Annotated in this window: 24 protein-coding genes; 19 read left to right on the forward strand and 5 right to left on the reverse strand. The window is 71.1% G+C overall.

What is annotated here, in order from left to right; all coding sequences use genetic code 11:
• Positions 1-32 precede the first annotated feature (32 nt).
• Both rsmD and BJ979_RS07785 read right to left on the reverse strand, forming a co-directional pair.
• Positions 33-629 carry a 16S rRNA (guanine(966)-N(2))-methyltransferase RsmD gene (gene rsmD / locus BJ979_RS07780; RefSeq protein WP_179566788.1) on the reverse strand — a complete coding sequence of 199 codons (597 nt, stop codon included), beginning with the start codon at positions 627-629 and terminating at the stop codon, positions 33-35.
• 106 nt (positions 630-735) lie between these two features.
• Positions 736-1,539, reverse strand: coding sequence for a hypothetical protein (locus BJ979_RS07785; RefSeq protein ID WP_179566790.1), 804 nt, complete (start codon positions 1,537-1,539; stop codon positions 736-738).
• 125 nt (positions 1,540-1,664) lie between these two features.
• Between BJ979_RS07785 and BJ979_RS07790 the strand changes: the two genes are divergently transcribed.
• The 9 genes from BJ979_RS07790 to coaD all read left to right on the forward strand — a co-directional run bounded on the left by BJ979_RS07790 (position 1,665) and on the right by coaD (position 11,640).
• Positions 1,665-2,747: a magnesium and cobalt transport protein CorA gene (locus BJ979_RS07790; protein ID WP_343046636.1), complete on the forward strand. Its 1,083-nt coding sequence runs from the start codon at positions 1,665-1,667 to the stop codon at positions 2,745-2,747.
• On the forward strand, positions 2,747-3,556 hold the full coding sequence (locus BJ979_RS07795) for a helix-turn-helix transcriptional regulator (protein ID WP_343046637.1): 810 nt from the start codon (positions 2,747-2,749) through the stop codon (positions 3,554-3,556). Before BJ979_RS07790 ends, BJ979_RS07795 begins: the two co-directional genes overlap by 1 nt.
• A gap of 252 nt (positions 3,557-3,808) precedes the next feature.
• Complete coding sequence (locus BJ979_RS07800; protein WP_179566792.1) at positions 3,809-4,846, forward strand: iron-siderophore ABC transporter substrate-binding protein; 1,038 nt, start codon at positions 3,809-3,811, stop codon at positions 4,844-4,846.
• The gene (locus tag BJ979_RS07805) at positions 4,843-5,889 is read left to right on the forward strand and encodes a FecCD family ABC transporter permease (protein ID WP_343046638.1); all 1,047 of its coding nucleotides are present in this window, start codon (positions 4,843-4,845) and stop codon (positions 5,887-5,889) included. The genes BJ979_RS07800 and BJ979_RS07805 overlap by 4 nt, the downstream gene beginning before the upstream one ends.
• Before the next feature lie 5 nt (positions 5,890-5,894).
• On the forward strand, positions 5,895-6,971 hold the full coding sequence (locus tag BJ979_RS07810) for a FecCD family ABC transporter permease (RefSeq protein ID WP_246287034.1): 1,077 nt from the start codon (positions 5,895-5,897) through the stop codon (positions 6,969-6,971).
• Positions 6,968-7,840 (forward strand): ABC transporter ATP-binding protein, encoded by an 873-nt coding sequence (locus tag BJ979_RS07815; protein ID WP_179566794.1) that lies wholly within the window; start codon positions 6,968-6,970, stop codon positions 7,838-7,840. The genes BJ979_RS07810 and BJ979_RS07815 overlap by 4 nt, the downstream gene beginning before the upstream one ends.
• Positions 7,841-7,849: 9 nt before the next feature.
• Positions 7,850-10,078, forward strand: a complete 2,229-nt coding sequence (locus BJ979_RS07820) for an ATP-dependent DNA helicase RecG (RefSeq protein WP_179566796.1) — start codon at positions 7,850-7,852, stop codon at positions 10,076-10,078.
• A 145-nt stretch (positions 10,079-10,223) separates the two neighbouring features.
• Complete coding sequence (locus BJ979_RS07825; RefSeq protein ID WP_179566798.1) at positions 10,224-11,048, forward strand: NPP1 family protein; 825 nt, start codon at positions 10,224-10,226, stop codon at positions 11,046-11,048.
• 106 nt (positions 11,049-11,154) lie between these two features.
• Positions 11,155-11,640 carry a pantetheine-phosphate adenylyltransferase gene (gene coaD, locus BJ979_RS07830; RefSeq protein WP_141164039.1) on the forward strand — a complete coding sequence of 162 codons (486 nt, stop codon included), beginning with the start codon at positions 11,155-11,157 and terminating at the stop codon, positions 11,638-11,640.
• Positions 11,641-11,819: 179 nt separating this feature from the next.
• Here coaD and BJ979_RS07835 read toward each other — a convergent pair whose 3' ends face one another.
• Positions 11,820-13,097 carry a uracil-xanthine permease family protein gene (locus BJ979_RS07835; protein WP_179566800.1) on the reverse strand — a complete coding sequence of 426 codons (1,278 nt, stop codon included), beginning with the start codon at positions 13,095-13,097 and terminating at the stop codon, positions 11,820-11,822.
• A gap of 140 nt (positions 13,098-13,237) precedes the next feature.
• Here BJ979_RS07835 and BJ979_RS07840 point away from each other — a divergent pair, with 140 nt between their 5' ends.
• The 8 genes from BJ979_RS07840 to BJ979_RS07875 all read left to right on the forward strand — a co-directional run bounded on the left by BJ979_RS07840 (position 13,238) and on the right by BJ979_RS07875 (position 19,935).
• The gene (locus BJ979_RS07840; protein ID WP_179566802.1) at positions 13,238-13,519 is read left to right on the forward strand and encodes a PLDc N-terminal domain-containing protein; all 282 of its coding nucleotides are present in this window, start codon (positions 13,238-13,240) and stop codon (positions 13,517-13,519) included.
• An 83-nt stretch (positions 13,520-13,602) separates the two neighbouring features.
• Positions 13,603-14,466, forward strand: a complete 864-nt coding sequence (locus BJ979_RS07845) for a siderophore-interacting protein (RefSeq protein ID WP_179566804.1) — start codon at positions 13,603-13,605, stop codon at positions 14,464-14,466.
• 110 nt (positions 14,467-14,576) lie between these two features.
• Positions 14,577-15,596 carry a glucose-6-phosphate dehydrogenase (coenzyme-F420) gene (gene fgd / locus BJ979_RS07850; RefSeq protein WP_179566806.1) on the forward strand — a complete coding sequence of 340 codons (1,020 nt, stop codon included), beginning with the start codon at positions 14,577-14,579 and terminating at the stop codon, positions 15,594-15,596.
• A 229-nt stretch (positions 15,597-15,825) separates the two neighbouring features.
• On the forward strand, positions 15,826-16,506 hold the full coding sequence (locus BJ979_RS07855) for a hypothetical protein (protein WP_179566808.1): 681 nt from the start codon (positions 15,826-15,828) through the stop codon (positions 16,504-16,506).
• A gap of 3 nt (positions 16,507-16,509) precedes the next feature.
• A complete protein-coding gene (locus tag BJ979_RS07860; protein ID WP_179566810.1) occupies positions 16,510-17,079 on the forward strand; it encodes a GTP-binding protein in 570 nt (189 codons plus the stop codon).
• Positions 17,076-17,507 carry a roadblock/LC7 domain-containing protein gene (locus BJ979_RS07865; RefSeq protein ID WP_179566812.1) on the forward strand — a complete coding sequence of 144 codons (432 nt, stop codon included), beginning with the start codon at positions 17,076-17,078 and terminating at the stop codon, positions 17,505-17,507. The genes BJ979_RS07860 and BJ979_RS07865 overlap by 4 nt, the downstream gene beginning before the upstream one ends.
• A gap of 89 nt (positions 17,508-17,596) precedes the next feature.
• Positions 17,597-17,974, forward strand: a complete 378-nt coding sequence (locus tag BJ979_RS07870) for a hypothetical protein (RefSeq protein ID WP_179566814.1) — start codon at positions 17,597-17,599, stop codon at positions 17,972-17,974.
• Positions 17,975-18,372: 398 nt separating this feature from the next.
• The gene (locus BJ979_RS07875) at positions 18,373-19,935 is read left to right on the forward strand and encodes an HNH endonuclease signature motif containing protein (protein WP_179566816.1); all 1,563 of its coding nucleotides are present in this window, start codon (positions 18,373-18,375) and stop codon (positions 19,933-19,935) included.
• Positions 19,936-20,095: 160 nt separating this feature from the next.
• Here BJ979_RS07875 and BJ979_RS07880 read toward each other — a convergent pair whose 3' ends face one another.
• Together BJ979_RS07880 and BJ979_RS07885 are read right to left on the reverse strand one after the other, a co-directional pair.
• Positions 20,096-20,557, reverse strand: coding sequence for a hypothetical protein (locus BJ979_RS07880; RefSeq protein WP_179566818.1), 462 nt, complete (start codon positions 20,555-20,557; stop codon positions 20,096-20,098).
• Complete coding sequence (locus tag BJ979_RS07885) at positions 20,554-21,105, reverse strand: hypothetical protein (protein WP_179566820.1); 552 nt, start codon at positions 21,103-21,105, stop codon at positions 20,554-20,556. Before BJ979_RS07885 ends, BJ979_RS07880 begins: the two co-directional genes overlap by 4 nt.
• Before the next feature lie 119 nt (positions 21,106-21,224).
• On the opposite strand from BJ979_RS07885, the gene BJ979_RS07890 reads away from it, so the two are divergent.
• Complete coding sequence (locus BJ979_RS07890; protein WP_179566822.1) at positions 21,225-22,223, forward strand: TIGR03557 family F420-dependent LLM class oxidoreductase; 999 nt, start codon at positions 21,225-21,227, stop codon at positions 22,221-22,223.
• Between the two features lie 155 nt (positions 22,224-22,378).
• Positions 22,379-23,152 (forward strand): hypothetical protein, encoded by a 774-nt coding sequence (locus BJ979_RS07895; protein WP_179566825.1) that lies wholly within the window; start codon positions 22,379-22,381, stop codon positions 23,150-23,152.
• The last annotated feature ends 29 nt before the right edge of the window (positions 23,153-23,181 follow it).

Raw genomic sequence — 23,181 nt, forward strand, 5'->3', positions numbered from 1 at the left:
TGAGGGGATGCAGGAGAGGCGGATGCGCGGCGTCAGTCGGTCGCGGAGTCGGCGTCGGCCGCGCCGGTCACGACGAGCCAGTGCACCGCCGTGTCGCCGTAGTCCTTCGTGCGCTCGAGCTCGAGCCCGACGGGCAGCTCGGGCAGCGGGTCGCGGGCGGAGCGCTCGAGGACGACCAGCCCGTCGTCGGCCAGCACGCCGACGAGCGCCTCGAGGTTGTGCGTCAGCTCCGCGCCGCCGAGGTCGTAGGGCGGGTCGAGGAACACCAGATCCCAGGGGCCCACCGTGCCGCCGAGGAACGACTGCACGGGCGAGCTCGACACGGTGATGTGCGGGGCGCCGCCGCGCGGGGCGGCCCGACCGACGAGCTTCGCGTTGTCGCGGCCGACGCGGGCGGCGGCGGGGGAGCGGTCGACCAGCACGACCTCGCTCGCGCCGCGGGAGGCGGCTTCGAGTCCGAGCGCGCCCGAGCCCGAGTAGAGGTCGAGCACCCGCATCCCCTCGATCGCGTCGCGGGCCTCGAGGGCCGAGAAGATCGCCTCGCGCACCCGGTCGCTCGTCGGGCGGGTGCCGCTCGGCGGGACCGCCAGCCGCAGCGACCCGGCGAATCCGGAGATGATGCGCGTCACGGCTCCACGCTAGCGTCGCGCACTGGGATCCGAGTCACGAGGTTCGTTGTGCTTCTTTTGTGCAGTAAGCGATGGGGCTTCGTTGGCCATCCGAATTCTCGGACGCTTAACGGCCAGGGCGAAGGCTGAAATTCTCGTCAAATACCACGAACGCAGGTGTCGGATTCCGGGCAGTGGCGAGGAGCTTCCTGGTGTCTGCGAGCATATCCAACGCATCAGACGAAGCGCCGTGGCTGACGAGTTCGATGTATAGGTCTTCCGCCTCATTTAGCGGGGCAAGGGCTGCGCCGTGCCGCTCGCCGAGGATGTTCGCTTCGCCGAGTAAGTTAAGAGCTAGCGCGAGGTACGGCGTCCAGTCCGATGACGTGGCTCGCAACGTTCTCGTGGTTCTGATGGCTTCTTCGAGCACGCGCTCGCTCTTGAGATGCCAGTGCGGGGCAGGTATCCAGGCCAACGGCCATTCGTCATGGTTCAGGATTCGTTGACGACGGACGGCGGCCATTTGATCCAGGTTTCGGATAATCCGCGGCCGATAGTCGTCTGATTCGTGGGCGGGGATCACGTAGCAGATCGGTCCGCGGTACACCTTTGCGAGAGCCAGCAAAGACTTGACGTGATGTTCCGCATGCGCGACCGGGTCTGCCTCGAAGAGCGCCCTAGTCGCTTCAACCGCGCTCACCCTGAATGGTTCCGACTCGGGAGTCGCGCTCATGTCTGCGAGGACATCGCCGAGGTTCTTGAGGCACGTGAAATAAGCGAAGACGTCTTGTTGGTTATTCAATTCGACATCGGTGAACAGCGAGACCGATTCGCGCATGAACACTTCAGCCGCTAACAGGTCGCCCTGGTCGGCTGCCTCGACGCCTGCATTTGCCGCGTCACTGATCCGGTACTGAAGCTCCTGGGACACGGTACGCACCTTTCCGAGTCGAACACCCGACGATAGCGCTCACGGTTCTCGCGGACGAGCTCCGCCCTCCACGCGTACGCGCACCGTGGCCCCTATGCGCCACCGGGCGGGCCTACGATGCTCGCGTGACCGACACCTCCCGCGCGAGCGACGCCGCACCCGGTGCGGCCGCCGTGCCGCGCATGCCCGCCAGCGTGCTGAAGAACGTCGTCTACGCCGGCGGCGCCCGACTCGCCGCGCCCGGCAGCTTCAACGAGACCTTCCGCCTGCTCGACGAGAACCCCGAGGCGCTCGCCTGGATCGGCATGCTCAAGCCGAGCGAGGCCGACATGGCCGAGCTCGCCGCCGAGTTCGACCTGCATCCGCTCGCGATCGAGGACGCCGTCACCGCGCACCAGCGCGCCAAGATCGAGCGCTACGGCGACACCCGCTTCATGGTGCTCAAGGCCGCGTACTACGACGACGCCGCCGAGCAGATCAACTTCGGCGAGCTGCACATCTTCAGCGGCCAGAACTTCGTCATCACGGTGCGGCACGGCGAATCGCCGAAGCTGACGCCGGTGCGCGAGCGGATGGAGACCACGCCCGAAGCGCTCGCCGAGGGCGCCGAGGCGGTGCTCTACGCGATCCTCGACGCCGTCGTCGACGGCTACCTGCCCGTCGTGAAGGGCCTCGCCAACGACATCGACGAGATCGAGACGCAGGTGTTCGACGGCGACCCCACGGTCTCGAAGCGCATCTACGAGCTCAACCGCGAGGTCATCGAGTTCGACCGGTCGGTGAGCCCGCTGATCAGCATCATCGACGAGCTGTCGTCGGGATGGGTCGACGGCGACATGGCCGAGGTGCTCGAGCAGTACCTGCGCGACGTCGCCGACCACGTCGTGCAGACGAAGGAGCGCATCGACGAGTTCCGGGTGCTGCTGCGCGACATCCTGCAGGTCAACACGAACCTGGTCGGCCAGCGCCAGAACGAGGAGTCGCAGCGGCTCTCGGCCGCCTCGAACCGGCAGGCGGAGGAGGCGCGCCTCATCTCGGCGTGGGCCGCCATCCTGTTCGTGCCCTCGCTCATCGGCTCGATCTACGGCATGAACTTCAAGTACATGCCCGAGCTGAACTGGACCTTCGGCTACCCGCTGGCGATCGGGATCATGGTCGGCTCGGCCGTCGTGCTCTACTTCGTCTTCAAACGGCGCGGCTGGCTGTAGTGCCGCGCCGCTCCACGGCGCCGCGCGCCGCGGCGGCGGGCGCCGAGCTGCGCAGCCTGCCGACCTGGGAGGCCGGCTCGATCGACGTGCCCTTCGTCGTCGCGCGGATGGACGAGCTCATCGAGCAGGACACGGCCTGGGACGAGCACGCGCATCCGACTCACGAGCTGCTCTGGAACGCGACCGGCTTCTCGGAGCTCACCGTCGGCCGGCGCACCTGGACCGTCTCGCCGACCCTCGGCATGTGGCTGCCGGCCGGCACCGTGCACCGCGGGTACGCCCCCGCGGGCACGCGGTACTGCACGGCGCAGTTCAGCGTGACGGCGGCGCCGGCGCTCGCCGAGGGACCCGTCGCGGTCGAGATCACGCCGCTGCTGCGGGCGCTGCTCGAGCGGCTGGATGACGCGGCGCTCGCGCCGGAATCGCTGCGGCTGACCGAGGCGATGCTGATCGACGTGCTGCGCCCGGCCGCGCACGAGCTGCTGGTCGACATGCCGACGCAGGGGGTGCTCGCCCCGATCGTGGCGGCGCTCGACCGCGATCCGGGCGACGAGCGCGGGCTCCCGGCGTGGGCCGAGCTCGCGGGCGTGAGCGTGCGTACGCTCAGTCGCGCGTTCCGCGACGAGACCGGCATGAGCTTCAGCGACTGGATCGCGCGGCTGCGGGCGCAGCGGGCGATCGTGATGCTGGCGGCCGGCATCCACCCGGTCGATGTCGCCGAGCGGGTCGGCTACCGCTCGGTGAGCGCCTTCGGCGCGGCGCTGCGGCGCACGACAGGGATGACGCCGGGGGCGTTCCGCCGCGACTGAGCTGCGGAAGCCGCGGCATGCGACGGCGCGGGGGGCTGCGGCGTCGAGGGTGCCCTTCGACGCCAGGTGCCAGCCTGGGAGCGCTGAAGCGGGGGTGACCGGATCGCTACAGGGGCTGGCGTGAACGCGTGTTTGCGCCGTCGACCCGTTCTCTCTACCGTGTGAGGTAAGCCTCACCTAACCGGCCCCGACGTGAACTCCCCGTCCCGGCTGCCGGGTCAGGCTCGCCCCCATCCGAACAGGAGCACAGCCATGCACCAGCCCCGTCTCATCGGCCGCCTCGCGATCGCGGCGCTCGCCGCCGCCACGCTCGCCCTCACCGGCTGCAGCGCCCAGGGCGGCGCGGACGACGCCGCGTCGTCATCCGACTCCGCCGGCTACCCGATCAAGGTCACGAGCGCCCTCGGCACCGCCACGATCACCGAGAAGCCGACCCGCGTCGCGACCGTCAACTGGGCCAACCACGAGGTGCCGCTCGCCCTCGGCGTCGTGCCCGTCGGCATGGCCCGCTCCGACTTCGGCGACGACGACGGCGACGGACTGCTGCCCTGGGTCAAGGAGAAGCTCGACGACCTCGACGCGAAGACCCCGGTGCTCTTCGACGAGACCGACGGCATCGACTTCGCCGCCGTCGCCGACACGGAGCCCGACGTCATCCTCGCCGCCTACTCCGGCCTGACGCAGGAGGACTACGACAAGCTCTCGAAGATCGCCCCCGTCGTCGCCTACCCCGAGGCGCCCTGGGCCACCTCGTGGCGCGACTCGATCGAGATCGAGAGCAAGGCCCTCGGCCTCGCGAAGGAAGGCGAGGCGCTGATCGCCGACATCGACGCCTCGATCACCGAAGCCGTCGAGTCGCACCCGCAGCTCGAGGGCAAGACGGCCATGTTCCTCACCCACGTCGACCCGAGCGACCTGAGCAAGGTCAGCTTCTACACCGCCAAGGACACCCGCGCGGCGTTCTTCGGCGACCTCGACCTGGCGACGCCGAAGAGCATCGAGAAGCTCAGCGGCTCGAGCGACAAGTTCTCGGGCACCATCAGCGCCGAGAACTCGGACGTGTTCGCCGACGTCGACATCATCGTCACCTACGGCGACGACGAGCTCATCGCGACCCTCAAGGGCGACCCGGTGCTCTCGAAGATCCCCGCCGTCGCGAACGACGCGATCGTCGCGCTGCCCGGCACCGGACCGATCGGCACCGCCGCGAACCCGACGCCGCTGTCGATCTCGTGGGTGCTGAGCGACTACGTCGACCTGCTCGCGGGCGCCGCCGACAAGTCCGCGTGACCTCGACGCTCACCGCGCCGAACGCCTCGGGCGCCGCCGTGCTGCGGCGCCCGAGGCGCGTGCGTCTGCTCTGGATGCTCGTCAGCGTCGCCGCGCTGCTCGCCCTGGCCATCGCCTCGGTGTGCATCGGCGCGCGCGACGTCGCCCTCGACGACATCGTCGCGGCGCTGCAGGGGCACGACGAGACGATCGCGCGGGCCGCGGTGACCAAGCGCATCCCGCGCACCCTGCTGGCGATGCTCGCCGGCGGCGCGCTCGCGGTGTCGGGCGCGGTCATGCAGGGCGTGACCCGGAACCCGCTCGCCGACCCCGGCATCCTCGGCGTCAACACCGGCGCCTCGCTCGCTGTCGTGATCGGCATCGCCTGGATCGGCATCTCGTCGGTGCAGTCCTACATCTGGCTCGCGATCGTCGGGGCGGCGCTCGCCGCGGTGTTCGTCTACGCGATCGGCTCGCTCGGACGCGGCGGACCGACGCCGCTCAAGCTCGCCCTCGCCGGTGCGGCGACCTCGACCGCGCTCGCCTCCTTCGTCTCGGCGGTCGTGCTGCCGCGCGGCGACGTCGCCGGCCTCGTGCGCTCGTGGGAGATCGGCGGCGTCGGCGGCGCCACGATCGCGACCGTCGGCACCGTCGCGCCCTTCCTCGGCGCGGGACTGCTGATCAGCGTGCTCATGGCGCGCAGCCTCAACTCGCTCGCCCTCGGCGACGAGCTCGCGAGCGGCCTCGGCGAGCGGGTCGAGCTGGCGCGCGCGATCGCCGCGCTCGGCGCCGTGCTGCTCTGCGCCGCCGTGACCGCCGTCGCCGGCCCGATCGGCTTCGTCGGCCTCGTCGTCGCCCACCTCTGCCGCACGCTCGCCGGCCCCGACCACCGCTGGCTCATCCCCTTCTCGGCCGTGGCCGGCGCCGCGCTGCTGACGGGAGCGGATGTGCTCGGTCGCCTCGTCGCACGCCCCGACGAGATCGACGTGGGCATCATCACCGCGATCGTCGGAGCCCCGTTCCTCATCTGGATCATCCGCCGCGGGAAGGTGCGTGAGCTGTGACCGATCTGCTGGATCCGCCCGCGCTGCCCGGTTCGACGGGTCTTCGGGCCTCGTCCGAGGCGACCGCTCGCGTCGCGGGCGCCCGACGTCGCCGCGGCCGCCGCGCACGCACCGTCACGATGGTGCTCGTCGCGCTCATCCTCATCGTGTTCGCGGTGTCGCTCATGGTCGGGCACCGCTTCTACCCGCCCGAGGCGATCATCCGCGTCATCCTCGGCGAGACGGTGCCCGGCGCCTCGTTCACGGTCGGCGAGCTGCGCCTGCAGCGCGCCGTGCTCGCGGTCGTCGCCGGGCTCAGCTTCGGCCTCGGCGGTGTCGCGTTCCAGACCATGCTGCGCAACCCGCTCGCGAGCCCCGACGTGATCGGCATCAGCTCGGGTGCGAGTGCCGGCGCGGTGTTCGCGATCATCGTGCTGTCGGCCGGCACCGCGCAGACCGGGGCCTTCGCGATCGCGACCGGCCTCGCGGTGGCGCTGCTGGTGTACCTGCTCGCGTTCCGCGGCGGCAGCGCCGGAACCCGCCTCATCCTGATCGGCATCGGCATCGCGGCGATGGGCAACTCGGTCATCAACTACCTGCTCTCGACCGCCGGCCAGTGGGATCTGCAGGAGGCTATGCGCTGGCTCACCGGCAGCCTGAACAGCGCGAGCTGGGGCACGGCCGTGCCGACGCTGTTGTCGGTGCTCGTGCTGGGTCCGGTGCTCGTCGGGCTCAGCCGGTCGCTCGGAGCGCTCCGCTTGGGCGACGACACCGCCTCCGCCCTCGGGGTGCGGGTCGGCGTGACCCGGATCGGCGTGATCGTTGCGGCCGTCGGGCTGATCGCCGTCGCGACCGCCGCGACCGGGCCGATCGCCTTCGTCGCATTCCTCTCCGGGCCGATCGCCGCGCGCATCGTCGGGCCCGGCGCGGCGCCGATCGTGCCGGCCGGACTCGTCGGCGCCCTGCTCGTGCTCGTCGCCGACCTCGCCGGGCAGTACGCCTTCGGCACCCGCTACCCGGTCGGCGTCGTCACCGGCGTGCTCGGGGCTCCGTACCTGCTGTACCTCATCATCCGCACGAACCGAACGGGAGGCTCGCTGTGACCGTCGAGCACACGCTGCGTGCCGAGGCCCTCGAGCTCGGCTACCGCGACCACGCCGTGATCGACGGCCTCGACCTCGAGGTGCCGCCGGGCCGCATCACCGTCATCGTCGGCGCGAACGCCTGCGGCAAGTCGACCCTGCTGCGGTCGATGTCGCGGCTGCTCGCGCCGCGCGCGGGCCAGGTGCTGCTCGACGGCGAGCAGGTGCACCGACTGCCCGCGAAGGAGCTGGCTCGCACGCTCGGCCTGCTGCCGCAGTCGCCGATCGCACCCGAGGGGATCACGGTCGCTGACCTCGTCGGGCGCGGCCGGCATCCGCACCAGCGCGCCTACGTGCGCTGGAGTCGTGAGGATGACGCCGCCGTCGCCGCCGCGCTCGAGGCCACCGACACGCTCGAGCTCGCCGAGCGCGCCGTCGACGAGCTCTCGGGCGGGCAGCGTCAGCGGGTGTGGATCGCGATGGCGCTCGCGCAGCAGACCGACGTGCTGCTGCTGGACGAGCCGACGACCTTCCTCGACGTGAGCCACCAGGTCGAGGTGCTCGATCTGCTGACCGACCTCAACCGGCAGCGCGGCACGACGATCGTGATGGTGCTGCACGACCTCAACCTCGCCGCGCGCTACGCCGACCACCTGGTCGCGATCGCGGGCGGGCGGGTGCACGCGGCGGGGGATCCGTCCGAGGTGCTGACGGCCGAGCTGGTGCGCACGGCGTTCGGCCTCGAGAGCCGGATCATCGACGACCCGGTCTCGGGACGGCCGCTCATGCTGCCGCTCGGCCGGCACCATGTCGCGTCCGCGTCCGCGTCCGCGTCCGCGTCCGCGCCGCCGTCGGCCGCCGCGTCGCCGCCTGACGGACGCGGTCGGTAGCCTCGGAGCGTGACCCCGAGCCCCGCCTCCGCGCACGCGCTCGACGGCGGCCCGCTCGAGCGCCGGCTCGCGGCCGTCGTCGGCGACCGCACCGCTGCGGCCTTCGATCGGGGGCTCGGACTGCGCACGGTCGGCGACCTGCTCAGCCACTACCCGCGCCGCTACGCCCGCCGCGGCGAGCTGACGGCGCTCGCGAGTCTCGTCGTCGGCGAGGACGTCACGATCGTCGCCGAGGTGCGCAAGGTCAACGAGCGCGTCATGCGCCAGCGCAAGGGCTCGATCCTCGAGGTCGAGGTCACCGACGGCAGCGGCATCCTCAGCCTCACCTTCTTCAACCAGGCCTGGCGGTCGCAGCAGCTGAAGCCCGGCGTGCGCGGCATGTTCGCCGGCAAGGTCGGCGACTACCGCGGGCAGCGCCAGCTCGCGCATCCCGACTACGAGCTCTTCGAGGCCGACGACCCGCGGGCTGACGCGCTGCGCGCCGGGGGAGCGGAGGCGAAGAGCTGGGCCGAGCAGCCCGTGCCGGTGTACCCGGCGACCTCGACGCTGCCGACGTGGAAGATCCAGCAGGCCGTCGAGGTCGTGCTCGACTCGCTGCCGCGGCTCGACGACCCGGTTCCGGATGCGGTGCGCCGCGAGCGCGGACTGGTCGACTTCGCCCAGGCGCTCGAGCTCGTGCACCGGCCCGAGAAGGATCGCGACTGGCGCGCGGCACGGGATGCGCTGCGATTCCAGGAGGCCTTCGTGCTGCAGTCGGCGCTGCTGCGCCAGCGCGCCGCGCGCCGGGCCGAGGCGGCCGACCCGCGGCATCCGGGCAAGCTGCTCGCCGAGTTCGACGCGGCGCTGCCGTTCCAGCTCACCGGCGATCAGCGGCTCGTGGGGGAGGAGATCGAGCGCGACCTCGCCTCCGACGCCCCGATGAACCGCCTCGTGCAGGGCGAGGTCGGCTCGGGCAAGACCCTGGTCGCGCTGCGGGCCATGCTCACGGTCGTCGACTCCGGCGGTCAGGCCGTGCTGCTCGCCCCGACCGAGGTGCTCGCCGCCCAGCACCTGCGCTCGATCACCCGTTCGCTCGGCCCCGACCTGGCCGCGCGGCTGCGACCCACGCTCGTGACCGGGCAGCTGACCGCGGCTGAGCGGCGCAAGGCCCTGCTCGCGGTCGCCTCGGGTGGCGCCTCGATCGCCGTCGGCACCCATGCCCTGCTCGGCGACAACGTCAGCTTCGCCGACCTCGGCCTCGTCGTCGTCGACGAGCAGCACCGCTTCGGCGTCGACCAGCGCGAGGCTCTGCGGCTGAAGGGCCGCTCGCCGCACGTGCTCGTGCTCACCGCGACGCCCATCCCGCGCACGGTCGCGATGACGGTCTTCGGCGACCTCGACATCTCGACGATCTCCGAGCTGCCGGCCGGCCGCACGCCGATCTCGTCGTTCGTGGTCGGGCTCACCGATCACCCCGGCTGGGAGCGCCGCATCTGGGAGCGGATGTCGGAAGAGCTCGCCCAGGGGCGCCAGGCTTTCGTCGTCTGCCCCGCGATCGACGCGAAGACGCCCGACCCGGATCTCGCGCCGGCGCCCGACGACGAGCCGGCCGCCGCGCCCGCGGAGGGCGCCGGTCCGCCGCCGCCGATCGCCGCCGTGCTCACGGTGGTCGAGGAGGTGCGCCGCAACCCGCTGCTCGCCGGCCGCCGCGTCGAGGCGCTGCACGGCCGGATGAGCGCCGACGAGAAGGATGCGGTCATGCGCGCCTTCGCCGCCGGCGACATCGACGTGATCGTCGCGACCACCGTGATCGAGGTCGGCGTCGACGTGCCGAACGCGTCGACCATGGTCGTGCTCGACGCCGACCGCTTCGGCGTCTCGCAGCTGCACCAGCTGCGCGGCCGCGTCGGTCGCGGCGGCGTGCCCGGGCTCTGCCTCTTCGTCACCCACGCCGCCCCCGAGACGCTCGCGCGCGAACGGGTGGATGCGGTCGCCGCGACCCTCGACGGCTTCGAGCTGGCGAACGTCGACCTCGAGCTGCGCCGCGAGGGCGACGTGCTCGGCAGCGCCCAGTCGGGCGGCCGCTCGTCGCTGCGCCTGCTGCGCGTCGCGAAGGACGGCGACCTGATCGGCGACGCGCGCGAGGCCGCCGCGGGCGTGCTCGACGACGACCCGACGCTCGCGCAGCATCCGGCGCTCGCCGCAGCGCTCGCTCGCCGCCTCGACGAGGCCGAGGCGGCGTTCCTCGCGAAGGGCTGAGGCTCCCGCGACGCGACGCGACGGCTGGCGCGCCCGACACCGGCGAGTTCACTCCGTGTTCGCGTCGGCGTGAGCACACATCCCTAGCGTCGAATCGTCCGACGGCCCCCGAACGGGGGTCACCGAACGACCGATCGGGGAGATCATGTCCACCAGCCACCACGACGAGCAGCGCCGGGCCGACCACCCGGTCGCTCAGAGTCCCGCGCGACCGCCTCGCCGCCGCCGCGCCCTCACCGCCCTCGCTGCCACGCTGGCGGCCGCCGCACTGGCGCTGCTGCCGACCGGGGCGGCCTGGGCCGATCCGCCCGGCGCGATCCCGGCGAACGCGACCGCCGGCGACGAGAAGTGGCAGCCGGCCACCGACTACGACACCGACGGCTGCTACCCGAGCGTCGCGGTCGCCGGCGATGGCACGCCCGCCGAGGGGCTCAACAACTCGGGGGCGCTCAATGGCAGCTGCCGCGACCAGAGCGATCTCGACAACGCGAACACCTACGTGCGCACGAGCTGCGTCGCCGATGGCTGGTGCGCGCACGTCTACGCCTACTACTTCGAGAAGGATCAGGTGGTCGCCGGTCTCGACGCCTTCGGCCACCGTCACGACCTCGAGCACGTGATCGTCTGGATCAAGGACGACCAGGCGCGCTACGTCTCCGCCTCGGCCCACGGGAACTACGACACCCGCGCCGCGGGCGACGTGCTGTGGGACGGCACGCACCCGAAGATCGTGTACCACAAGGACGGCGCCGGCACGCATGCCTTCCGCTTCGCGACGGGCGGGGACGAGCCGCCGGAGAACCACTACGGCACCTGGCAGCGCCCCGCACTGCTGAGCTGGGAGCTGCTGAGCGATCCGGTGCGGAACACCATCAACACCCACTCCTACGGCTCGGCCAGCTTCGACATCCGCGACGAGGTCTTCGCCGGCAAGGTCGCGCAGTGGGCGCCCGAGGAGGCGCCGTTCTGATCCGCCGCCGGCGGCGCTGACTCGTGACGCCCCGTGCGGCCGCTGCGGTCGCGCGGGGCGTCATCCGGTAACGAGATGGTCACGAGGAATCGCTACGCTGGGTGCCGTGAGCAGGATCGCCGTCGTCCCCGGTTCCTTCGACCCCGTCACCCTGGGGCATCTCGACGTCATCGAGCGTGCGGCGGGCATCTTCGACCAGCTGCACGTGCTCGTCGTGCACAACCCCGGCAAGACGGCGCTGCTGCCGATCGCGCAGCGCGTCTCGCTCATCCAGGACTCGATCGCCGAGGCCAAGATCTCGGGCGACATCCTCGTCACCAGCTGGAGCGTCGGCCTGCTTGTCGACTACTGCACCGACGTGGGCGCGAGCGTGCTGGTCAAGGGCATCCGCTCGCAGGTGGATGTGGCCTACGAGACCCCGATGGCGATCGTCAACCGCGACCTCGCCGGCGTCGAGACCGTGTTCATGCTTCCCGACCCGGCGCACACGCACGTGTCGTCGTCGCTCGTGCGTCAGGTGGCCGAGCTCGGCGGGGATGTGCGTCCCTACGTTCCGACGCCGGTCGCCGACTACCTGCAGACGCCGCGCTGAGACCAGAAGGGCGACCAGCGCTGAGACCAGAAGGGCGACCAGCGCTGAGACCAGAAGGGCGACCAGCGCTGAGACCAGAAGGGCGACCAGCGCTGCGACCAGCTCTGAGACCGCTCTGACATACGAAGGGCTCCGCCGATCGGCGGGGCCCTTCGTGTGTCAGCGCAGGAGGCGTCGGATCAGGTGAGGCGCTCGGACTCCGTACCGCGCGCCCGGCCGATCAGGCTCATCAGGTGGTACACGACGATCGCCGCGACCGTGCCGAGGATGATGCCGGTGAACTGCATGGCGCCCGAGACGAGCGTGAAGTTCGCGATGCCCATGATGAGCGCGACGCCGGCGGTGAGCTGGTTCTTCGGCTGCGAGAAGTCGACCTTGTTCTCGACCCAGATGCGCACGCCGATGATGCCGATGAGGCCGTAGAGCGCCGTCGTGACGCCGCCGAGCACGCCCGGCGGAACCGTGTTGATGACGGCGCCGATCTTGGGCGAGAGGCCGAGCAGGATCGCGGCGATGCCGGCGACCCAGTACGCGGCTGTCGAGAAGACGCGGGTCGCGGCCATGACGCCGATGTTCTCGCCGTAGGTCGTGGTGGGCGATCCGCCGCCGATGCCGGCGAGGATCGAGGCGACGCCGTCGGCGAAGAGGGCGCGGCCGGTCAGCGGCGACAGGTCGCGCTTGGTGAGCTGGCCGACGCCGCGGATGTGGCCCACGTTCTCGGCGATGAGCGCGAGCACGACGGGCAGGAACGCCAGGTAGAGCGGCAGGTGGTCGAGGGTGAAGCTCGGGGTCGTGAACTCGGGCAGGCCGACCCAGGCGGCCTGGTCGACCTTGCTGAAGTCGACCTCGCCGGCGATGACCGCGGCGATGTAGCCGACGACGACGCCGATCACGATCGACAGCCGGCCGAGGAAGCCCTTGAAGAGCACGGCGGCGAGGATGACGGCGAGCAGCGTGATCAGCGCGATGCCCGGCGACTTCGCGAAGTTGTCGCGCGCGGCCGGAGCCAGGTTGAAGCCGATCAGGGCGACGATGGCGCCGCTGACGATCGGAGGCATGAGCACATCGATCCAGCGGGTGCCCGAGAAGTGCACGATCGCGCCGACGATCGCCAGCAGAACGCCGACGATGATGACGCCGGCGAGGGCCGATCCGCGCCCGCCGGCGGCCGTGGCGGCGCCGATCGGGGCGATGAACGCGAACGACGAGCCCAGGTAGCTGGGCAGGCGGTTGGCCGTGATGATGAGGAAGAGCAGGGTGCCTAGACCTGAGAACAGCAGCGTCGTGCTGGTCGGGAATCCGGTGATGAGCGGAACCAGGAACGTCGCGCCGAACATCGCGACGACGTGCTGCACGCCGAAGCCGATGGTGCGCGGCCAGCTCAGGCGCTCCTCCGGGAGCACGATCTCCTGAGACGGAACCGTCTTGCCGTCGCCGTGCAGCTTCCAGATCGCCACGAAGGCCCCTCTCCCGGGCGGCTCCGTGCCGCGCCTCGCATGACATTAGCGGGACGCGGACGGCGGCCGTACCACTCGCGGATGACCGCATCCTCCGGGCGAGGGATGCGCGTGCTGCGGCCGGTTCCTAGCGTGGAGTCATGCACTTCACCGCACTGCCCGCTCTCGCCGCCGCGGCCGTCGCCGCCGATGACTCCACCGCCGCCGGGCTCGCCGTCGGCGGGACGATCGCGATCGTGGTCGTCGTGCTGCTGCAGGTCGTGCTGTTCGTCGCCGCGCTGATCTCGATCCTCGTGTCGTCGCGCTACACCGGCGGCGGCAAGCTGCTCTGGATCCTGCTCGTGTTCTTCATGCCCTTCCTCGGCCCGCTCGGCTGGTTCCTCGGCGGCCGGAACGCGCAGATCCGCACGAACACGCCCTAGTTGCGGGCGTGTGCGGCGGCCCGCATCCGCTTCCACCACGCTCTCAGCCCGTCGTCCGCTCGGTGAGGTTAGGCTTGCCTTCTATGGCGAAGACCCCGAGACTCCAGCCGGCCGACCCCCGCCTGTTCCGCGCGCAGGTCGTCGCGAACCGTCGGCTCACGCCGTCGATGCAGCGCGTGACCGTCTCGAGCGCCGAGCTGGCGGAGTTCGAGTACCTCGGCTTCGACCACTGGTTCCGCCTCTTCCTGCAGCTGCCGCACCACGACGAGCTCTTCCTGCCCGCCGTCGAGGGGCGCAAGTGGTGGCAGAACTACCTCGACATCCCCGAGGAGCGCCGGCCGCACTGCGCGAACTACACGGTCGCCGCGTTCCGTCCGGCGGCCGACCGCGCCGACGGAGCGCGCATCCCGGCCGAGCTCGACATCGACTTCGTGCTGCATCGCAGCGCCGCCGGCGAGCTCGAGGGCGGGGCCGCGATCTGGGCCGACGCCGCGCAGCCCGGCGACAACATGGCGTTCCTCGACCAGGGCGCCCTCTACGACCAGCCCGACGACACCAGCGAGGTGCTGATCGTCGCCGACGAGACCGGGCTTCCTGGCACCGCCGGCATCCTCGCCTCGCTTCCGGCGGATGCCACGGGCCTGCTCCTGCAGGAGGTCGCGACGCGCGGCGACGTGCGCGAGCTGCCCGGCCCGGTCGGCGTCGAGCGTCGCTGGATCGTGCGCGACGAAGCCGCCGACGCTCACGCGACCCCCGGCCAGGCCGCGCTCGCCGAGCTGCTGCGCCTCGAGAGCCTCTCCGCGACGGCCTACGCCTACCTGGTCGGCGAGTCGGACCTCGCGACCAGCGGCCGCCGCCACGTGCGAGGCCTCGGCCTGGTCAAGGAGCGCATCTTCTTCTCCGGCTACTGGCGCCAGGAGCGCCGGCCGCAGCTGCAGCCCGCCTGAAGGGACGCCAGGGACACCGGGCGCCCCGCCATGCCGCGGCGCATCCTGCCGAGCTGGAGAGCACATCCACGACCCGGCGCATCCTGTCGCCTGAATGACAGGATCGACGAGTGACACTGACACTCGGGTACAAGGCATCGGCCGAGCAGTTCGCCCCGCGCGAGCTGGTCGAGATCGCGGTCGCCGCAGAGGCGCACGGCATGGAATCGGTGGCGGTGAGCGACCACTTCCAGCCCTGGCGGCACGAGGGCGGCCACGCGCCGTTCTCGCTCGCGTGGATGGCGGCCGTGGGGGAGCGCACCTCGACGATCCGCATCGGCACGAGCGTGATGACGCCGACCTTCCGCTACAACCCGGCGGTCGTCGCGCAGGCCTTCGCCACGATGGGATGCCTGTACCCCGACCGCGTCTTCCTCGGCGTCGGGAGCGGCGAGGCGCTCAACGAGATCGCCACCGGGTTCCAGGGCGCGGGCGAGCAGCAGTGGCCCGAGTTCAAGGAGCGCTTCGCCCGCCTGCGCGAGTCGGTGCGGCTCATGCGCGAGCTCTGGAAGGGCGACCGCGTCGACTTCGAGGGCGAGTACTACTCCACGCACGGCGCCTCGATCTACGACGTGCCCGAGAACGGCATCCCGATCTACATCGCCGCCGGCGGCCCGATGGTCGCGCGTTACGCCGGCCGCGCGGGCGACGGCTTCATCTGCACCTCGGGCAAGGGCATGGAGCTCTACACGGAGGAGCTCATCCCCTCGGTTCTCGAGGGCGCCGAGAAGGCCGACCGCGACGCGAGCGGGATCGACCGGATGATCGAGATCAAGCTCAGCTACGACACCGACCACGACACCGCGCTCGAGAACACCCGCTTCTGGTCGCCGCTGTCGCTGTCGAAGGAGCAGAAGCACGACATCACCGATCCCGTCGAGATGGAGAAGGCGGCGGATGCGCTGCCGATCGAGCAGATCGCGAAGCGCTGGATCGTCGGCAGCGACCCCGACGCCGTCGTCGCCGAGATCAAGCAGTACGTGGATGCGGGGCTCAACCACCTCGTCTTCCACGCGCCCGGCCATGACCAGCGCCGTTTCCTCGAGCTGTTCGAGCGGGATCTCGCACCGCGGCTGCGCGCGCTGGGCTGAGCGCCGTGCGCTGAGCGCACTGCGCTGACGGCGCTGCCCGTCCCGAATCGTTTTCGACACCCGTCCGGGGAGTCCTCCTAATGGGGGACTCCCCGTTCTGTCTATCCTCCATGAGACTCGTACCTGTCACACGGAGATCGCGAGCGGGGGCTCGCGTCATCCCGAAATCTCCGCGTGGCAGGGGAGTAGCAATGCACACGCGTGAGCGTGCCGTCGAGACGGCCGCACGATGACGGCCACCTGGGCCCAGGGGGCGCCGGCCGAGAGCCGGTACTCCGGTGTCGGCTTCGAGCCCGCGGCCGAGGCCGCCGGCATCGCCGTGTCCGGATGGGCGCGCGTCGCCGTCGCGGTACACGCCGTCGGGCCGACGCCCGCGCCCGTCGTGATGCGACTCGACGTGGCCAGCTACGCGCCCATCCTCATCGACTTCCGCCAGCGCGCCTTCGAGGCGAAGCTGCCGATCGGCCAGTACCCGTCGGCGCCCGAGAGCGTTCTCGTGCACCAGGCGACCATGGCCGAGGGGGATGCCGCCGTCTTCCCGCTGCCCGGCACCGACCTCGACAAGCTGCTCTGGCGCGTCGGGTTCACCTGCTTCGGCGACAACCCCGCCCCGTGGATCATCCCCGGCGAGCGCTACAAGCTGAACCGCTGGCCGAACTTCGTCGAGCTGACCCATCACATGGATCACATCCGCATGGCGGCCGCGCTCGCCAACGCGCACTACACGGCCGACGAGCTCGCCGCCGCGGCCGGCACCGACCGCTCCTCCGCCCAGCGACTCATCAACGCCTTCACGCTCATGCGCGTGGTCGAGGCGTCGGCGGTCGCGGCGGTTCCCGTCACCGTCCCGGAGCGCGCCGATGCGCCCCGGAGCCTGTTCCGCCGCCTGCGCGAGAAACTGGGGATGTAACGCATGGCCGAGCACGTCATCCTCTTCGCCGGCCCCATGGGCGCCGGCAAGACGACCGCGATCCGCAGCCTCAGCGAGATCGAGGTGGTCAGCACCGAAGCGGCCAACAGCGAGCGCCACGTCGTCGACAAGGCCACCACCACGGTCGCCCTCGACTACGGCGAGATCACCCTCGGCGACGAGGACAAGGTGCGCCTCTACGGCGTGCCCGGCCAGAAGCGCTTCGACTTCATGTGGGCGATCCTGAAGAAGCGCGCCCGCGGCATGATCATGCTCGTCAACGACGATGCGCCGGATGCGGTGCAGACGATGATCGAGTACCTCGACGACTTCAGCGACCTCTACGAGCGCGGCGGCGTCATCGTCGGCGTCTCGCGCACCGACCTCGGCGCCGGGCCCGGCCTCGCCGCCTACTCGGCCGCGCTGCAGGCGCAGCGCCCCGACCTCATCGTGCCCGTCTTCACGGTCGACCCGCGCGATGCGGGCCAGATGCGCACCGTGCTCATGACGCTCATCGCCAACATCGAGATGCGGGCCATGCTCGCCCCGGCTGCGGAGGCGGTCGCACCATGAACCAGCCCATCCACCAGGACCAGCTCGTCATCACCGAGGGCCAGGCCGCCCTCGATGGGATGTGCTCGCTCGCGCCGTCGACGATCTACGCCGCGCTGCTCACCGACGACGGCTTCGACATCGTGCACGTCTCGCGCACCCAGACCGAGGCGAGCCGCTTCGCGAGCATGTCGAGCTCGATCCAGGCGCTCAGCGACGCGGTCGGCCACGAGCTGCGCATCGGCGACAGCGAGTACGTGATCATGGGCAGCGCTCAGGGCCACGTCATCCAGCTGCGCATCCCCGGCCAGCCGATCGTGCTCGCCGCGCTCTTCCAGCCGCACGAGACCCTCGGCAAGGCGCTCTCGACCGCGCGCCTCACCGCCGAGCGTCTCGCCCAGCGCCTGCCCGCCGTGCAGGCCTCCGCCATGGCGGCCCCGAACTTCTGAAGCCCGGTGCGCTCGACCGCGCTCGCGTCTCAGGACCATCAGAACAACCGAACTCTCACGAACACCACAACCCGAAAGAAGAACCGCTCATGACTGATATCGCTGCCGTCTCCAACGTCCAGGCCTCGCTCGAGTCGCTGCTGCGCATCGAGGGCGCCATGGCCGCCGCGCTCGTCGACTCGGGCAGCGGCATGCTGCTCGGCGGCGTCGGCTCGGGCCTCGACCTCGACGTCGCCGCCGCCGGCAACACCGAGGTCGTGCGCGCCAAGCTGCGCACCGCCAAGGCCCTCGGTCTGGGCGACGCGATCGACGACATCCTCATCACGCTGACCACCCAGTTCCACATCATCCGCCCGATGGCGAAGACCCCCGAGGTCTTCATCTACCTCGTGCTCGACCGCGACCGCTCGAACCTGGCCATGGCGCGCATCAAGACCAAGGAGGTCGAGGGCCAGCTGGCTCTCTGATCCCGCTCTCCTGACCGATCCGCGCGGCCTCGTCCCGGCACGCACGGATCCTCCGGAACGCAGGCCCCGACGCTCTCGACGGCGTCGGGGCCTGCGTGCGTTCCGGGGTGGGGTGCGGGGCGGGCGCGGTGCGGTCGGGCGCGGTGCGGTGCGGTGCGGGACGCTGCGGTGGGCGGGTGGCCGGGTGGCGGTGGCGGCGCGGGGTGTGACCGGGTGCGGTGAGGTGTGGTCGGGCGCCTGCCGAGCGTGTGTCGAATCGGCTTCTCCTCGTGCGCTGGCGTGGAGGCGTGACGTCTGATCCACTGGGTTCGAATGTCGGTGGAATATGCATCTGATCTGCGGTTCTCTGTCGTCGAGCTGTTCCGGCGGATGTCGGTGGTGGCTGTCACTGTGCAGGTATGGAGAAGCTCGCGACGACACCCGGACGCGACGGCCAAGCGTCGTTCGCTGACGGCGGCGGCGTTGACTTCGTGAACGCGGGCGGTGGCGGCGGGGTCGTGACGTTGCCGGGGCTGGTGGGTGAGGCGGAGGCGGCGCTCGCGCTGCTGACGGCGGGGCAGGTGGCGGAGGTGCGGATGCTCGCCCGCGCCGGGCAGCTCGCCGAGATCGAAGCGGCCGACGCGTCGGCGAATGTGCGGGCGCACGACATGGCTCTGCGGTCGATCGCGGCGGAGATCGGCGGAGTGCTCCGCTCCCCAGACCGGACGGTGCAGCGCCGCATCGGCGAGGCGCGGGAGATCGTCGAGTTCTATCCCGCGGCCCTGTCGGCGTGGGAGCACGGATTCATCACCCGCGGGCACGTCACGGTGATCGTCGACGCAGGTCGGGTCGTGCCGGTCGATCGGCGGGCGGAGTTCGAGCGGGAGGCGATCGAACGCAGTCTGCTCGATACCCCGAACCGGGTGCGCGCCGGTCTTGAGCTCTACGCCGAGAAGCTCACCGAGCGCACCTCCACGGAACGCCACACCGAAGCCGCACGTGCTCGTGCCGTGCGCCTGCTCCCGGGTCGGGATGGGATGTGCGACGTGATCGCCACCGTTCCGACAGTCATCGGCGACGGCATCCTCGACCGCCTCACCCGCATGGCACACGCCGTGCAGGACGCCGCGGGCCCGTGCGGGGTTTCTGACGCTACGGCGGGTTCTGTGGGTGATTCGGATCGGCGAACGGTCGATCAGATCCGAGCCGACGTCTTCGCTGATCTGCTGCTCACCGGGGCGCCCGCGCTGGACCCGACCGTCCACGGCGACGGATCCGGCGGGCTCGGTGCGATCCGCGCCCAGGTGCAGGTCACCGTCTCGGCGCTCACGCTGCTCGGCGACGACGAGAACCCTGCGGACCTCATCGGACGCCCGCCCGTCGATGCGGGCACAGCCCGCTACCTCGCCGGCGAGACCACATCGTGGACGCGCATCCTGACGGACCCGGTCGATGGCACGACGGTCGCCGTCGACCGGTACCGGCCCTCGCTCGAGCAGCGTCGGCACTTGCGTGCCCGGGATCAGCACTGCCGCTGGCCGGGATGCCGGACGGCCGCGGTCCGCTGCGAACTCGACCACACCATCGACGCCGCGCTCGGCGGACCCACCACCCTGACCAACCTCGCCCATCTGTGCCAACGGCACCACTCGATGAAGCAGTTCACCGCCTGGCGAGTGAGACAACACCCCGGTGGGATCCTCGAATGGACGTCCCCGACCGGCCGCACCTACCGCGAAGACGCACCAGCCCCGGCGGTCGCCTTCGTGCCACTCGGGCACCCGATCCGCCACCTCGCCCGGCTCCGATCACCCGACTCGGCGAGCCCGCCAGGCTCAACCGGCCGGATGGTTCCGCTCGATCCGGCCAGGTCTTCCGGTGAGCAGTGGAGTCGCGGATCCGGGCGACGAGAACCGCCGACGGGACACGGTGGCGGTGGTGCTGACGCGCGCATCCACGAATCCGCTCCGGCGCCGTTCTGATCAGGCACGCTCGACTGCGGACCTCGGGACCCGCGGCCGATCGTCTCCGGTGAAGCAGACGCGCGCCGTGCTCACGGCCGAGCGTGAAGCGCACGCGGCGAGACTTCGCGCAGTCGCTGGACTGTCGTGCACGCGACCCGTCGTCGAGAGGGTTCAGAACTCAGGCGGCGATGCGGGCGCGTACCTGATCGACGATTCTGCGAACGGTGATCTCGAGCAGATCCGATTCGGCCGCTCCGGCCCCATCCGAACCTGCATCGACCCCTGGCAGCGGATCCCCGTCAGCGAGCTCGGCGGCGACCGCGGTCTTGACGTCGGCGCGATCGACGCCCGCCGGGATCGGGAAGGCCAGCACGTCGAAGTCGCCGTCGGCCGCGTCGCCGAGCAGCGTCCGCACCCGGCCGAGCGCGGGATCCGGATGCGTCAGGTGGAGGTGGGCTCGCAGCTCGGGATCGAATCCGGTCGTGCCGACGTAGGCGACCGCCCCCGCATCCACGTCGACCCACACATACAGCCACGAACCGTGCGGCTGCACCCGTCCGCCGCGCACGAGGACGACGCGCGCGTCGACGGCGCTGCCGGCGTCGGCACCGCCGTGGGTGTCGATGTCGTCAGGGGTCACGCGTCGTCGGGGGAGTCGGCCGGACTGACGTTCACGTCGACCGACGCGAACGGGAACGGGAAGACGAAGCTGTAACCGTCTCCGGTCCAGTCGTTCAGGGGCAGCAGCCAGAACCAGACGTGACCGATCAGCGCGCTCGCCCCCGCGACGATCGCGATCGCGATCGTGTAGCGCCGGAACATCCGCAGCGCATGCGGCAGGTCGACGGCGTGGCGCTGCACCACCCCGATCGCGACGAAGACCAGCGCTCCGATGGCCAGGAGCACGAACGGACTCGCGTTCATCGTGAGGTTCAGACACTGCGGCACGGCGTCGGTGGGATCGCCCTGCGCATCGAGGTAGCCGCCGTCTCCGGTGAACCCGCCCGGGCAGTAGCCGCGGCTCGCGACCGTGACGAACGAGTAGGCGAGAGCGACGAGACCGGCGACGACGACCAGGCGTCGCACGGCGCGCAGCAGTTCGCGACCCGGCAGCTCGTCCATCGTCGAAGCCGTCGTCGCCGGATCGGTCGAGAGCTTCGACGGGGTGAACAGCGTCGTGCGAGTCATGGGGACCTCCTCGTCCAGATTGGCACGAGCGGGAGCGAAAGTGAACATCCCTCTCTCTCGCATCGTCCGTTCGGCGGAGCCCGATCCCGCCGACATCGCCGACGCGGGAGGATGGGCGCATGACGCTGCAGGTCGGATACGCCGCGATGCTCGAGCAGTTCGCCCCGCTCGAGGTGCTCGACCTGGCCGAGCGCGCCGAGAAGGCGGGCTTCGTCGGCGTGATGGCCTCCGACCACTTCCAGCCCTGGGTTCCGCAGCAGGGCCAGGCCGCCTTCGTCTGGAATGTGCTCAGCGCGCTCGGCCAGCGCATCCACGGCTCACTCGGCACCGGCGTGACGGCGCCGACGTTCCGCTGGCATCCGGCGATGGTCGCGCAGGCCTCCGCCACCCTCGGCGCCCTCTACCCGGGGCGACACTGGCTGGGCCTCGGCAGCGGCGAGGCCATCAACGACCACATCACGGGTCAGTACTGGCCCGAGGCGGCCGAGCGCATCGACCGGATGTTCGAGGCCGTCGACGTGATCAAGAAGCTGTTCTCGGCCTCGCTGGCCGGCCGCGACGCGAAGCACGACGGCCGCTACTTCAAACTCGAATCGACGCGGCTGTGGACCATGCCGGAGGCGGCGCCGCCCATCCTCGTCGCCACCGGCGGCCCCATCACCGCGAAGCGCGCCGGCCGCACCGTCGACGGGCTCATCACCGAGAGCGTCACGCACGAGCGCGCCGCCCAGCTGCTGACCCGCTTCGCCGAGGGCGCCCGCGAATCCGGGCGCGACGCGAGCCAGATGCCGAAGGTGCTGCGCCTGCACCTCAGCTGGGCTGCGACCGACGAGCGGGCCGTCGCGAACGCGCTGCACCAGTGGCCGAACGCCGGGCTGCGCTTCCCGAAGTCGGACATCCGCTCGCCGCACGAGCTCGAGCAGATGGCGCGCATGGTGCGCCCCGAGGACTTCGCCGGGCGGATGATCGTCTCCGCCGACCCGGACGTGCACCGCGCCGAGATCCAGCGCTACGCCGACCTCGGCTTCGACCGCATCCACCTGCACAACGTCGGCCGCAACCAGGCCGAGTTCATCGACGTCTTCGCGCGCGAGGTGCTGCCTGCGCTGCGTAGCTGAAGTGCGGCCGGGACGAGACGAGACAGATCCGGCCGACCCGGCACGGGCGTGCGGCCGAATGTGACACGCCGTCACAGGTGATCGTTCGCGTTGTTAACCTCCGCCTGCCATCCTGTTCACCCGCCGTTCAGGTTCGGCGTCGACGAGGAGGACCCATGGCCAGCACGAAGAAGCTCGAGCGCGAGGCGAAGAAGTCGCTGAGGGCCGCCCTCAAGGCCGTCGACGAGGCCCGCGCCACCGCGAAGAAGCTCGGCAAGAGCGCGCGCAAGGACGCCGCGAAGATCGTCGACCAGCTCGAGAAGCGCGCCGCGAAGGCGCAGCGCTCGGCGAGGAAGTCGGTGGACGGGCTCGACTCGACCCGCAAGGACGCGGCCAAGACCGCGAAGAAGCGCGCCACGAAGGCGGTCGAGTCGGCGAAGAAGAGCGCGACGAAGGTGCGCGGCGCGGCCAAGAAGAACGTGAAGTCGACCTCGGCGTCGGCCAAGAAGTCGGCGGGATCGGTCAGCACCTCGGCCGGAAAGGCGGCGCGAGAAGCCAAGAAGCGGGCGGTGGATGCCGCCGTCGCCCCCGCCGCCGTCGTCACGGCGGTCGGATCGGCGGTCGCCTCCGCGGTCGACTCGATCTCGTCGGCCGCGCCGTCGGCTGCGAAGCCGGCATCCTCGCCCGCCAGCTCCGAGGCCGCGAGCCGCAAGTCCGCCGCGACCAAGCCGGCGGCGACGCGCAAGCCGGCCGCTGCCGCGACGCGTAAGCCCGCCGCCTCGACCCGCAAGCCGGCCGCACCCCGCGCCCGTGTCGCCGCGAAGCCATCGACCGCGACGCTCACCTCCCTCTCGGTCGCCGAGCTGCGCGAGCGCGCGAAGACCGCCGGCAAGACCGGCTACTCGCGGCTGACGAAACCGCAGCTGATCGAGCTGCTGGGGAAGGCCTGAGGCCGCCGACGCCCGGTCCGTCGTCATCC

Source organism: Schumannella luteola, assembly GCF_013408685.1.
Taxonomy (GTDB): Bacteria; Actinomycetota; Actinomycetes; order Actinomycetales; family Microbacteriaceae; genus Schumannella; species Schumannella luteola.